General features: G+C 58.8%; 10 protein-coding genes. 9 read left to right on the forward strand and 1 reads right to left on the reverse strand.

Annotated features, from left to right (window positions below; all coding sequences use genetic code 11):
- The first annotated feature begins 240 nt into the window (after positions 1–240).
- The 9 genes from ACVBEG_RS23850 (at position 241) to ACVBEG_RS23890 (ending at position 10,553) form a co-directional block, all read left to right on the forward strand.
- Positions 241–1,548, forward strand: coding sequence for a CitMHS family transporter (locus ACVBEG_RS23850; protein ID WP_322177206.1), 1,308 nt, complete (start codon positions 241–243; stop codon positions 1,546–1,548).
- Between the two features lie 93 nt (positions 1,549–1,641).
- Positions 1,642–2,409: a TerC family protein gene (locus ACVBEG_RS23855; RefSeq protein WP_322177205.1), complete on the forward strand. Its 768-nt coding sequence runs from the start codon at positions 1,642–1,644 to the stop codon at positions 2,407–2,409.
- Between the two features lie 237 nt (positions 2,410–2,646).
- Positions 2,647–4,299 carry a Na/Pi cotransporter family protein gene (locus tag ACVBEG_RS23860; protein ID WP_322177204.1) on the forward strand — a complete coding sequence of 551 codons (1,653 nt, stop codon included), beginning with the start codon at positions 2,647–2,649 and terminating at the stop codon, positions 4,297–4,299.
- Positions 4,300–4,356: 57 nt separating this feature from the next.
- Positions 4,357–5,742, forward strand: a complete 1,386-nt coding sequence (locus ACVBEG_RS23865; RefSeq protein ID WP_322177203.1) for a M16 family metallopeptidase — start codon at positions 4,357–4,359, stop codon at positions 5,740–5,742.
- Positions 5,743–5,859: 117 nt separating this feature from the next.
- Positions 5,860–6,969 carry a DUF5924 family protein gene (locus ACVBEG_RS23870; RefSeq protein ID WP_322218770.1) on the forward strand — a complete coding sequence of 370 codons (1,110 nt, stop codon included), beginning with the start codon at positions 5,860–5,862 and terminating at the stop codon, positions 6,967–6,969.
- 11 nt (positions 6,970–6,980) lie between these two features.
- Complete coding sequence (locus ACVBEG_RS23875) at positions 6,981–8,147, forward strand: ABC transporter permease (RefSeq protein WP_322177201.1); 1,167 nt, start codon at positions 6,981–6,983, stop codon at positions 8,145–8,147.
- A gap of 5 nt (positions 8,148–8,152) precedes the next feature.
- Entirely contained in the window at positions 8,153–8,971 is an 819-nt protein-coding gene (locus tag ACVBEG_RS23880) for an ABC transporter ATP-binding protein (RefSeq protein WP_447108358.1), read from the forward strand.
- Between the two features lie 2 nt (positions 8,972–8,973).
- On the forward strand, positions 8,974–9,912 hold the full coding sequence (locus tag ACVBEG_RS23885) for an MlaD family protein (protein WP_322177200.1): 939 nt from the start codon (positions 8,974–8,976) through the stop codon (positions 9,910–9,912).
- Positions 9,909–10,553, forward strand: a complete 645-nt coding sequence (locus ACVBEG_RS23890; RefSeq protein ID WP_322177199.1) for an ABC-type transport auxiliary lipoprotein family protein — start codon at positions 9,909–9,911, stop codon at positions 10,551–10,553. The genes ACVBEG_RS23885 and ACVBEG_RS23890 overlap by 4 nt, the downstream gene beginning before the upstream one ends.
- On the opposite strand, the gene ACVBEG_RS23895 is transcribed toward ACVBEG_RS23890, so the two are convergent.
- Complete coding sequence (locus tag ACVBEG_RS23895; protein WP_447108359.1) at positions 10,526–11,764, reverse strand: nucleoside recognition domain-containing protein; 1,239 nt, start codon at positions 11,762–11,764, stop codon at positions 10,526–10,528. The genes ACVBEG_RS23890 and ACVBEG_RS23895 overlap by 28 nt on opposite strands.
- Positions 11,765–11,863: the final 99 nt, after the last annotated feature.

Genomic DNA, 11,863 nt, shown 5'->3' on the forward strand with positions numbered 1-11,863 from the left:
CTGAAAGCTTACCCCTTTAGGATCGCACCACCACCGGCAACAGACCGGTCAGCCAGGGCATGCGTTTTCAACGTCACCCGGCCCAGTAAACAACAATAAGCGTTAACAACCATGGTGATTCTCATGCCCTCTACTACCCCTCTCTTCGCACCATTCCCCCTTGTACTCCACGCGCCGCCCACCCAGCGCTGATTCGCTCGGTTCGCCTTCCTCACGTCGCGCTACATCTGGAGTATCTCTATGTTGACCTTCCTCGGCTTCGCCATGGTCGTCACGTTCATGTACCTGATCATGAGCAAACGCCTGTCAGCACTGATTGCGCTGATCCTTGTACCTATCGCATTTGCCTTGTTCGGTGGTTTCGCTACCGGCATCGGCCCGATGATGCTCGAAGGCATCACCAAGCTAGCGCCAACCGGCGTGATGTTGATGTTTGCCATCCTGTATTTCGCCTTGATGATCGACTCGGGCCTGTTCGACCCGGCAGTGCGCCTGATCCTCAGACTGGTCAAGGGCGATCCGGTCAAAGTCTCGGTGGGCACCGCCGTGCTGGCGCTGGTGGTGTCCCTCGACGGTGATGGCGCGACGACATACATGATCTGCGTGGCCGCCATGCTGCCGCTGTACGCCCGCGTGGGCATGAGCCCGCGCATCATGGCGGGCTTGATCATTCTGGCTGGCGGCGTGATGAACATGACCCCGTGGGGCGGCCCAACCGCGCGTGCTGCCAGTGCGCTGCATGTCGACCCTTCGGATATCTTCGTACCAATGATCCCGGCCATGCTGGCAGGTGTGGTGGCGATCCTGCTGATTGCTTATGCCTACGGTAAACGCGAGCGCGCTCGCCTGGGTGAACTGCACCTGTCGGACGATGACGTCGACCACAGCGAAATCAGCGTTTCGCAGTTCCCGGAAGCGCGCCGGCCCAAGTTGATCTGGTTCAACGGCGCCCTGACCCTGGCCCTGATGGCGGCCCTGATCGCCGGCCTGCTACCCCTGCCTGTGTTGTTCATGGTCGCGTTCAGTATTGCCATGATCGTCAACTACCCCTGCCTGCAAGCGCAGAAAGACCGCATCGCCGCACACGCGGGTAGCGTTCTAGCGGTGGTTGGGCTGATTTTTGCGGCAGGCATCTTCACCGGTATTCTGTCGGGCACCGGCATGGTCAACGCCATGTCCAAAAGCCTGTTGGCCGTCATCCCCGATGCCCTCGGCCCTTATCTGGCCGTCATCACCGCGCTGGTCAGCATGCCGTTCACATTTTTCATGTCAAACGATGCTTTTTATTACGGGGTGTTACCGATTCTCGCTGAGGCAGCCAGCCATTACGGCATTAGCCCAGTGGAAATGGCCCGTGCGTCTATCGTTGGCCAACCCGTGCATTTGCTCAGCCCGCTGGTGCCTTCAACCTACTTGTTAGTGGCACTGGCCGGCATCGAATTCGGTGACCATCAGCGCTTTACCTTGAAGTGGGCAGTGCTGGTCTGCCTGTGCATAATGTTTGCCGCCTTACTGATGGGGATTTTCCCGCTCTTCAGCAGTCTATAACGCACTCGATTCATCCCGTTGTTACCCCTCACCACCGGGGTTGGCCCGTGAGGCGGGGTAACATAGGGGTATTAACCGCATAAAGGAATACCTATGGAATGGCTGACCAACCCGGAAATCTGGGTTGCCTTTTTCACGCTGACTGCCCTGGAGATCGTCCTGGGCATCGACAACATCATCATGATCTCGATTCTGGTCAGCCGCATGCCCAAAGCCATGCAGCCGCGCACCCGAATTTTCGGCCTGGCGCTGGCCATGATCACGCGTATCCTGCTGTTACTGTCGATTGCCTGGGTCATGCGCCTTACCGCAGATCTGTTCGAGGTCTTCGGCAAGGGTTTTTCCGGCCGTGACCTGATCCTGTTCTTCGGTGGCCTGTTCCTGCTGTGGAAAAGCTCCCAAGAGATCTACCACGGCCTGGAAGGTGAAGACGAAGTCGTCGACGAGCCCAAAGGCAAGGGCGGCCAGTTCTTCTACACCATCATCCAGATCGCGATCATCGACATCGTGTTCTCCCTGGACTCGGTGATCACTGCGGTCGGCATGGTCTCTCACGTGCCCGTCATGATTGCTGCCATCGTCGTCGCCGTGCTGGTGATGATGGCGTGCGCAGGCGCCATCAGTAACTTCATAGACAAGCACCCATCACTGAAGATGCTGGCGCTGTCCTTCCTGACGGTGGTCGGTACCGTGCTGATTGCCGAATCGTTCGGCGTGCATGTACCTAAAGGCTACGTGTATTTCGCCATGGCGTTCTCGCTGGCGGTAGAAGCCATCAACATCAAGATGCGCACCGAAATGGCGAAAAAGAAGAAACAAAGCGAGCCGGTCAAACTGCGCAAGGACATCCCTGGTCAGTAACTGCACCGCTTGAAAACAAACGGGGCATTGAGTGCCCCGTTTTTTTATGAACTTTCAATCTACTGATTTATGACGGTTTTGTTTCAAGGCGCGTATTGCCTATGCGATGCTGGCGCCAAGGCCATAAGCCGACTAAAGCTTAGGTGAGCGCTAAAACGCTTCGGTTACATCGCTTCGTTCGCTACACGCTGCACTTTTAATCCTCACCCGGCTTGGGTGACCTCAGGGGGCCTTTGTATGCTAACCCTGCTCAATTTGCTTTCTGCCGTTGCCTTGCTGATCTGGGGCACGCACATCGTCCGTACCGGCATCCTCCGCGTATACGGCTCCCAATTGCGTCGCGTACTTAGCCAGAACATGTCCAGGCGCCCGTTGGCTTTCGTCGCCGGGATCCTCGTCACTGCGCTGGTGCAAAGCAGTAACGCCACGGCGATGCTTGTCACTTCCTTCGTCGGCCAAGGGCTAATGGCCTTAACCCCGGCACTGGCAATCATGCTCGGTGCGGACGTCGGCACCGCGCTGATGGCGCGGGTGCTGACGCTCGATTTGTCCTGGTTGTCGCCACTGCTGATTTTCCTCGGCGTGATCTTTTTTCTGTCGCGCAAGCAAACCCGAGCCGGGCAACTCGGGCGGGTGGGTATCGGCCTTGGCCTGATCATTCTGGCCCTGCAACTGATCGTCACGGCTGCGTCGCCCATTACCCAGGCAGCGGGCGTGAAGGTACTGTTCGCCTCATTGACCGGAGACCTCCTGCTCGACGCCCTCATCGGGGCAATGTTCGCGCTGATTTCCTACTCCAGCCTTGCTGCCGTGCTGTTAACTGCGACCCTGGCTGGCGCGGAAATCATCAGCCTGCCAGTCGCGATCGGTTTGGTGATCGGGGCAAATATCGGCAGCGGCCTGCTGGCATTCCTGAGTACCAGCATGCAAAACGTCGCCGGGCGCCAGGTTGCGCTTGGCAGCTTGCTGTACAAGCTGATCGGCCTGCTGCTGATCATTCCCATACTGGACCCGCTGGTGAAGTGGATGGATACGCTGAACTTCAGCGCCCAGAGCCTGGTGATCAGCTTCCACCTGACCTACAACACCCTGCGCTGCCTGCTGATGTTACCCAGCGTCAGCCCCATGGCCCGGGTGTGCACGTGGCTATTGCCTGAACGCCCCGACACCAACGGCGTGGCAAAACCCCGGCATCTGGACGCCACGGCGTTGGCAACGCCAAGCCTGGCGCTGACCAATGCCGTGCGCGAGACCCTACGCCTGGGCGATCTGGTCGAAAGCATGCTCGACGCCATGCACGGGGTGCTGCGCGGTACGCAAACGGCGGTCACCCTGGAAATGCGGCGCCTCAACGACGATGCCGAAGCGCTGTACAACGCGATCAAACTCTATCTGGCGCAGATGCCTCGGGAAGACCTGGGCGAGCAGGACAGCCGACGCTGGGCAGAAATTATCGAGCTGGCGATCAACCTCAAGCTGGCCAGCGATCTGATCGAACGCATGCTGCGCAAGGTCCAGCAACAGAAGACCTCGCAACGCCGCTCGTTCTCCGAGGTAGGCCTGGAAGAACTGACGGGGCTGCACAGTCAATTGCTGTTGAACTTGCGCCTTGGCCTGTCAGTCTTCGTCAGCGCCGACCCCGAAAGCGCCCGCCAATTATTGCGTGAGAAGCGCCGCTTCCGCGCTCAGGAGCGACGTCTGGCACATGCCCACGTCAGTCGCTTACAACGCAAAGTGGTGCAAAGTATCGAAACCAGCTCGCTGCACCTGGAGATGATTGGCGACATGAAACGGCTCAACTCGCTGTTCTGCAGCAGCGCCTATGCCGTCCTCGAAACCGCGGAAACGGGTGCACTGTCCAGCGAACCCTTGCCCGACCAACCAATGTGAACGACCTCGGCTCATTGAAGTCTGTTAAACATATCGGCCCGCAAGGAAGCTCGTTTTATGCGTTGTCTGCTGTTTGTTTGCCTGCTTCTGACTGCCAGCCCGTCAATAGCCTTCGACCGTTATCAAGTCGAAGGCTACGACCTGCCCAATGGCCTGCAATTACTGCTCAAGCCGGGCAATGAAAAAGGCCATGTCGCTATTCGACTGGTCGTCGGTATTGGCTTCGATGACTTCAATTGCGCCAACAAGGAATTACCGCACCTGCTTGAGCATCTTTTGTTCAGCGGTATTGATGATCAAGGGGAAGGGGGGCTTGAGGAGCGCATGCAGGCGCTGGGCGGTGAGTGGAACGCTTTCACCAGCAGTGCCGACACGACCTTTGTGATCGAAGCGCCCGCGAGAAACCAGCGTAAGGTTCTTGATTTGTTGATGGCCGTATTGACCCGCAGTCGCATCGATGAAAATGCCCTGAACACCGCCAAACGTATCGTCGAGCGCGAGGACGGCGGCCATTACTCGCACCTGCAACGCTGGCTCGATCATCAAGACCTCGGTCACAACGCCAGTAAACAACTGGCGGTCGAGTTGGGCCTCAAATGTGCCGAACGACCCGATGTCGAGTCGCTGACCCTCAAGCAGGTCGAGAAAATACGCAACAGTTGGTATGCCGCGAACAACATGACGCTGATTATCGTCGGCGATCTGGACCGGCTCCTGCCGGCCTATCTGGTGCGCACCTACGGCCAACTCATCGCAGCCGAACCGAGCGAACACATCCCGCTCGCGCACATCAGCCATACCGCAGAAACCGAACGCAGCCTGATAAAAGGCTGGGTGGGTGAGGGCGCGCGTCTGCACTGGTTTTTCCCTGAGCCGCAGCTTGAACAGCAGCACGATGAGACCTGGGAGCTGGTCAAAAGCTATCTGGATTGGGCGCTCTACCGCCAGTTGCGGCTCGAGCACAGCCTTTCTTACGGACCCTGGAGCGAACGGGAAGTCTTCGGCGACACCGGTTTTCTCAGCCTGAACGCGGACCTTGGCCGTGATGATGTCGATCAGGCAGAACGCGTAATGCGTGAATTGAGCGAGCACCTGCAAAAAGACGGGCTCGACCCCGCGACCTTCTCCCGCCTGCAACAGGCTGCCATCGACAAACAGGCGTGGGCTGCCCAGGGCAATAGCGCGCTGGCCGATTACTATTGGGGATCGTTGAACGACTACGAGGATGGGCACCTGACAGACCCAGCAAAGCAGATCAGGGCCGTCAGTCTCGATACCGCCAACCGGGCGATGCGTCAATTGCTCGCGCAGCCGGGCTATGTCCGCGTGGAAAAACCGTTGCTGGGTTACAACGGATTGTATGAGATGGTGGCGGGGACCCTTGTTTTGTTTACCCTGATGCTGTTGTTGTGGCGATACCGGGCGGTCCGCGCTCGCGAATGAATTCGCTGACGGGGATTGAGCCTGGAGTTTTCACACAGCCTGCACGGGGATGACCGCTAACCGAACAGCATTGGTATCCTGTCGAGGATTTTTCCTACATACACAGTGAACTGCCGAATGCCTGACTGGAACCATTACGTAACGCGAATACTGGATTTGATGAAGCGCTATCCAGGGTTGATTGCGCTCTTCGGTTTTGCTTCAGGTATCAGCAGCTTCATTTTGGTAGATCGTCAAGAAGCTCTGGCCACCTGGATTGCGGTCATCATGCTGGTCAGCTGGCTGTGGCTGATGTTCGAGAACAGCGTGATGCAGCTGTTCACTAAAATCTTCAAACGCGAAATTCCGCCGCCGCTGTTGCGCTATGGCACTCAGATGATCCACCAGGAAAGTCTGTTTTTCGTATTGCCGTTTTTCTTCATTACCACCACCTGGAACAGCGGCCAGCTGGTGTTCACCAGTCTACTGGGCGCGGCGGCACTGATTTCGATCACTGACCCGCTGTATTACAAATGGCTGGCGCCCAAGCGCTGGTTGTTTCTTGCGCTGCACACGCTGACCTTATTCGCCGCGCTGCTCACCGCGTTACCGATCATTCTGCACCTGACCACCGCCGAGAGTTACAAGCTGTCATTGGGTATCGCCATGCTGCTGTCATTTCCCAGCCTGGTGTCGAGCTTCCCGATCAACCATTGGCGGCGCGGCGTGTTATTACTGGCAGTGACGCTGGTTATCGGCGGCGCTGGCTGGTTTCTGCGTTCGTGGGTACCACCGGCGACCTTGTGGTTGACTGAAGTCGCGGTCAGCACTGATTTTGATAACCAGAACCGGACGCCGGGTGAAAGCCTGAAAGAGGTCAGCGCCCGCCAGGTACGCAACAGTGGGTTGTATGCCTACACCGCAATCAATGCACCGCGCGGGCTGGATGAACGGATTTACCATGTCTGGCGACAAAACGGTAAAGAGGTCGATCGAATCGCCCTGGATATCCACGGTGGGCGCAAGGAAGGCTATCGTGCCTGGACCCGCAAACAGAATTTCCCGGCCGACCCCACCGGGCGCTGGCAGGTGAGGGTGCTGACTGAAGATGGTCAGATGATCGGTGTGCTGCGGTTTCTCGTCACAGACACCGACCAGGCACCTGTCACGCACTCGGCTGGCGACCCTCTGGGTATAAAACCCTCAGCCGATGATCCAGCGCAATCCAATCCAGGGCAAACCTACTAAGCTCGGAGCTTATGACCACACCCTCTCTGGCCGGCAGTGCGCCGTCTTCGGCTGGCATCGCCCTCGTTGACACGTCGAGCAGCCCCCCGAGCCTGCGAATCTCGGGCGACTGGACGCTGGCACATTACCGCGACCTCAAGCAGCAGACGAGCGCGCTGTTCGGGCAGTACGACGCCACGACCCCCGTCGACCTGACTCTGCTGAGCGCCCTCGATACCGCAGGCGCTTCGTTGTTGGTGGAGTTGCTGGGCGCAGACCGGCTGGGACAACTGGCCGTGGACGCCCCGGAACTGCCAACCGCCAGCCGCGCCTTGCTGCAAACCATTCAGTCCTCGATGCATGATTTTTGTATACCTGCCAAAGAGCCGGAAGAGGCGGTGGGCATTCAGTTACTCATGCGCATTGGCAAGGCGGTGGATGCGGTTTGGCTGGACACCCTGCAACTGCTTGGTTTTGTTGGCCTGGTTCTAGAGACACTGGTGCTGAATTCATTTCGCCCAAAACGCTGGCGGATGACCTCGGTGATCTCGCACATCGAGCAGACCGGCCTTGATGCCGCGCCTATCGTGGCGCTGCTGACCTTCCTGGTCGGCGCCGTGGTGGCGTTCCTTGGCGCGACGGTACTGCAAAAATTCGGTGCCAGCATCTTTACCGTGGATCTGGTGGCGTTCTCTTTCCTGCGTGAGTTCGGCGTGTTGTTGACTGCGATCCTGATGGCCGGGCGAACGGCCAGTGCCTTCACCGCGCAAATCGGTTCGATGAAGGCCAACGAGGAAATAGACGCTATCCGTACCCTCGGTCTGAGCCCTGTCGAGCTGCTGGTGGTCCCTCGCGTATTGGCACTATTGGTTTCGCTGCCGATCCTGACCTTTCTCGCGATGCTCTCCGGGATTATCGGCGGTGCCGTGGTGTGTGCAGTGTCGCTGGATATATCGCCAGCGATGTTCCTCTCGCTACTGCAATCGGACATTAGCGTTCGGCACTTCCTGGTGGGTATGGTCAAGGCGCCATTCTTTGCCTTCCTGATCGCCTCCATTGGGTGCCTGGAAGGCTTCAAGGTCAGTGGCAGTGCCGAATCAGTCGGGGCTCACACCACATCCAGCGTGGTGCAGTCGATCTTTGTGGTCATCGTGCTGGATGCCGTGGCCGCGCTGTTCTTCATGGAGATGGGCTGGTGACCCCAATGACAAACCCTGTTGCAAGCCCGACCCCAAGTACGCCGCACGAAGTGGTGATTGAGGTGCGCGGCCTGTGCAACCGATTCGGTAGCCAGATCGTGCATGAGAATCTCGACTTGGACTTGCGGCGGGGCGAAATTCTGGCCGTGGTCGGAGGCTCGGGCAGCGGCAAGTCCGTATTGCTGCGCAGCATTGTCGGACTGCGGCGGCCGAACGAAGGCACGATTCGGGTATTTGGCCAAGACCTGCGACACCTGTCAGACAAACACCGCTCCCTGGTCGAGCGACGCTCCGGTGTACTGTTCCAGAAAGGCGCGTTGTTTTCTTCATTGACGGTGACCGAGAACGTCGCGCTGCCGCTGATCGAGAACGCAGGTCTGAGCCGCAATGACGCGGAACACTTGGCGAGCGTGAAACTGGCGCTGGCCGGACTGCCGTTGTCGGCCGCACACAAATACCCGGCGACGTTGTCTGGCGGCATGATCAAACGCGCCGCGCTGGCCAGGGCTCTGGCCCTGGACCCGGACATTTTGTTTCTCGACGAGCCGACTGCGGGTCTCGATCCGATTGGCGCCGCCTCGTTCGATCAATTGATCCTGACCCTGCGTGACGCGCTGGGCCTGAGCGTATTTCTAGTCACACACGATCTGGACACCCTCTACACCATCACTGATCGGGTCGCGGTGCTGGCGCAAAAGCGTGTATTAGTGGTCGATCAGATCGATAAAGTCGCCGCCACGAACGATGCCTGGATTCATGAATACTTCCATGGCCCGCGCGGCCGAGCGGCCTTTTCAGCCGCCACACAGCAGAACGAGGTCTAACGATGGAAACCCGTGCCCATCATGTGCTGATTGGCTTATTCACCGTGATAGTGGTCGCCGCAGCGCTGCTGTTCAGCCTGTGGCTGGCAAAATCCAGTGTCGACACCGAGTTCAAAGAGTATGAGGTTGTGTTCAACGAGGCCGTGACGGGCCTGTCGAACGGCAGTGGCGTGCAATACAGCGGAATCAAGGTCGGCGACGTGGCGCAGTTGCGCCTGGACCCAGAGGATCCGCGGCGAGTGCTGGCGCGGATCCGTATCGCGGGCGAAACCCCGATCAAGGAAGACACTCAAGCCAAACTGGCCCTGACCGGGATTACGGGCACCTCGATCATCCAGCTCAGTGGCGGCACGCCAGAAAGCCATGTATTGCGGGGCGTCGACGGTAAACTTCCTGTTATTTTCGCCAAGCCCTCGCCCATCGCCCGACTGCTGAACGACACCGGCGACCTGATGAGCGGCGTTAATGAATTGCTGCACAACGCCAACCAGATGTTCTCGCCCGACAACGCGAAAAGCCTCAGCCTGACCCTCCAGCATCTGGAACAAACCACCGGCGTCATCGCCGAGCAGCGCGACGATATACGCCAGGCCCTCAACCAACTGGCGCAGGTCGGTAAGCAAGCGAGTGCAACGCTGGAGCAAACCGCCTTGTTGATGCGCAACGCTAACGGCTTGCTCAACAATGACGGCAAACAGATGTTCAACAGCGCCGAACAGGCGATGAAATCCATCGAGCAAAGCAGCCTGACCATCAGCAACCTGCTCAAAAATAACCATGATTCGCTCGACAGCGGCATGCAAGGACTCAGCGAACTAGGCCCGGCCGTGCGCGAATTGCGCGACACGCTGACCTCGTTCCGGTTAATTTCCCGCCGCCTGGAAGCCAATCCGAGCGGTTACCTTCTGGGCCGCGACAAGAACAAGGAGTTCGAGCCATGAGGCTTGCCCATCACTCACTCGGTCGTTTCGCCGTTGCCGGAGCATTGTTGCTGTCGAGCGCGTGCTCGATCCTGCCACAAGCTGAACCGTCCGATGTCTACCGATTGACCACGTCGCAATCAGCACCGCAAGCCGCCCACGGAGCACCGCTTGCCTGGTCGCTAAGGGTGGCCCGACCCAGAGCCAGCGAGGCGCTGGACAGCCCGCGAATCGCCGTCGTGCCTCAGGGGGATCTGATCAGTAATTACAAGGGCGCGCGCTGGAGCGATCCGGCCCCGGTGGCACTGCGCAACCGACTGCTTGACGCCTTTACGCGCGATGGCCGCGTGCAGTCGCTCAGCACCGATGACAGTAACCTGCAGGCGGATTTTGAGTTGAGCGGCGAGCTACAGGCGTTCCAGAGCGAATACCATGGACAGGTCATCGACGTGGTCGTCCGTCTCGATGCGCGACTGGTCAGTGAGGACAAACGCATCGTCGCCAGCCGTCGTTTCGACGTACACCAACCCGTCACTGACAAACAGGTACCTTCGGTGGTGGCGGGTTTCAGTCAGGCCAGCGATACGCTAGCGGCGCAACTGGTGCAATGGACCCTTGAGCAGGGTCAAAAGCATTACGCCATGGCGCCGAAGAACCAGTAGCAAACGAGGATGGCCGCAACGACCCCAGCCAGTTCCGCCAGCAGTGCGCAACCCACCGCATGCCGCGCACGCTGGATACCGACAGACCCGAAGTAGACCGCCAGCACGTAGAAGGTGGTTTCAGTGCTGCCCTGAATCGTCGCGGCCACCAGCGCCGGAAAGCTGTCGACGCCCTGAGTCTGCATGGTCTCGATCAGCATCGCCCGTGCGGCGCTGCCAGAGAACGGTTTGACCATTGCAGTGGGCAGGGCATCGACGAAGCGGGAGTCTATCCCCACCCATTGCACCAGATGCCGAATGCCATCAAGGCCGAAATCCAGCGCACCTGACGCACGCAATACACCGACCGCGCAGAGCATCGCTACCAAATAGGGCAGTAGGTTCTTGGCGACATCGAAGCCTTCTTTCGCGCCCTCGACAAAGGCCTCGTACACCTTCACTTTCTTGAACGCGGCAATGAGCAGAAACACCATGATCAGGCCAAACAACGTCAAATTACCGAGGATCGACGACAGGCTTGCCAACGCGGTAGCCGACAGCCCGGCGAGCAGCGTCATGAAACCGCCCAGCAGCAGTGCACCGGGAATCAAATACGCCAGGACCACCGGGTCCCACAACCGCAAGCGTTGCATGAACGCTACCGACAGCAATCCGACCAGGCTGGAGGCGCTGGTCGCCAGCAAAATCGGCAAGAACACCAGCGTCGGATCCACCGCGCCTTGCTGAGCCCGGTACATAAAGATCGTCACCGGCATCAGGGTCAGGGACGAAGCGTTGAGCACAAGAAACAGAATCTGCGCGTTACTGGCCGTGGTCTTGCTGGGGTTCAGCTCTTGCAGCGCACGCATGGCCTTGAGACCAATAGGTGTGGCGGCGTTGTCCAGACCCAAGCCATTGGCAGCGAAGTTGAGGGTGATCAGCCCCAGCGCCGGATGACCAGGCGGGACGTCAGGCATCAGATGGCGGAACAACGGACCCAGTACCTTGGCCAGCCAATCGACGATCCCGGCCTTCTCCGCAATGCGCAGAAACCCTAACCAGAGGGTGAGGGTACCGAACAGCAGGATCATCACATCGACCGACAACTTGGCCATGGCGAAAATGCTTTCCACCATCGCTGCAAAGATCCCGGCATTCCCGCCAATCAGCCACTGCGCCAGCGCCGAGACCGCCGCCACCACAAAAAAGCCAAGCCATAGGCCATTGAGCATCAGTAAGTCCCTCAGAAGATGCGGCGATGATAGCGGCGACAGGGGTTAACAACAAATGGGGCTGGCCGTATTGCGGCAGGAACGTCAAAAAGACAAAAC

The organism is Pseudomonas sp. GG8 (genome assembly GCF_052976945.1).

What these genes read in the sequence shown, in the direction of transcription:
- ACVBEG_RS23855 (WP_322177205.1), top strand. Translation starts at nt 1,642, where the DNA reads ATGGAATGGCTGACCAACCCGGAAATCTGGGTTGCCTTTTTCACGCTG.
- ACVBEG_RS23870 (WP_322218770.1), top strand. Translation starts at nt 5,860, where the DNA reads ATGCCTGACTGGAACCATTACGTAACGCGAATACTGGATTTGATGAAG.
- ACVBEG_RS23895 (WP_447108359.1), bottom strand. Translation starts at nt 11,764, where the DNA reads ATGCTCAATGGCCTATGGCTTGGCTTTTTTGTGGTGGCGGCGGTCTCG.
- ACVBEG_RS23885 (WP_322177200.1), top strand. Translation starts at nt 8,974, where the DNA reads ATGGAAACCCGTGCCCATCATGTGCTGATTGGCTTATTCACCGTGATA.
- ACVBEG_RS23890 (WP_322177199.1), top strand. Translation starts at nt 9,909, where the DNA reads ATGAGGCTTGCCCATCACTCACTCGGTCGTTTCGCCGTTGCCGGAGCA.
- ACVBEG_RS23865 (WP_322177203.1), top strand. Translation starts at nt 4,357, where the DNA reads ATGCGTTGTCTGCTGTTTGTTTGCCTGCTTCTGACTGCCAGCCCGTCA.
- ACVBEG_RS23880 (WP_447108358.1), top strand. Translation starts at nt 8,153, where the DNA reads ATGACAAACCCTGTTGCAAGCCCGACCCCAAGTACGCCGCACGAAGTG.
- ACVBEG_RS23875 (WP_322177201.1), top strand. Translation starts at nt 6,981, where the DNA reads ATGACCACACCCTCTCTGGCCGGCAGTGCGCCGTCTTCGGCTGGCATC.
- ACVBEG_RS23850 (WP_322177206.1), top strand. Translation starts at nt 241, where the DNA reads ATGTTGACCTTCCTCGGCTTCGCCATGGTCGTCACGTTCATGTACCTG.
- ACVBEG_RS23860 (WP_322177204.1), top strand. Translation starts at nt 2,647, where the DNA reads ATGCTAACCCTGCTCAATTTGCTTTCTGCCGTTGCCTTGCTGATCTGG.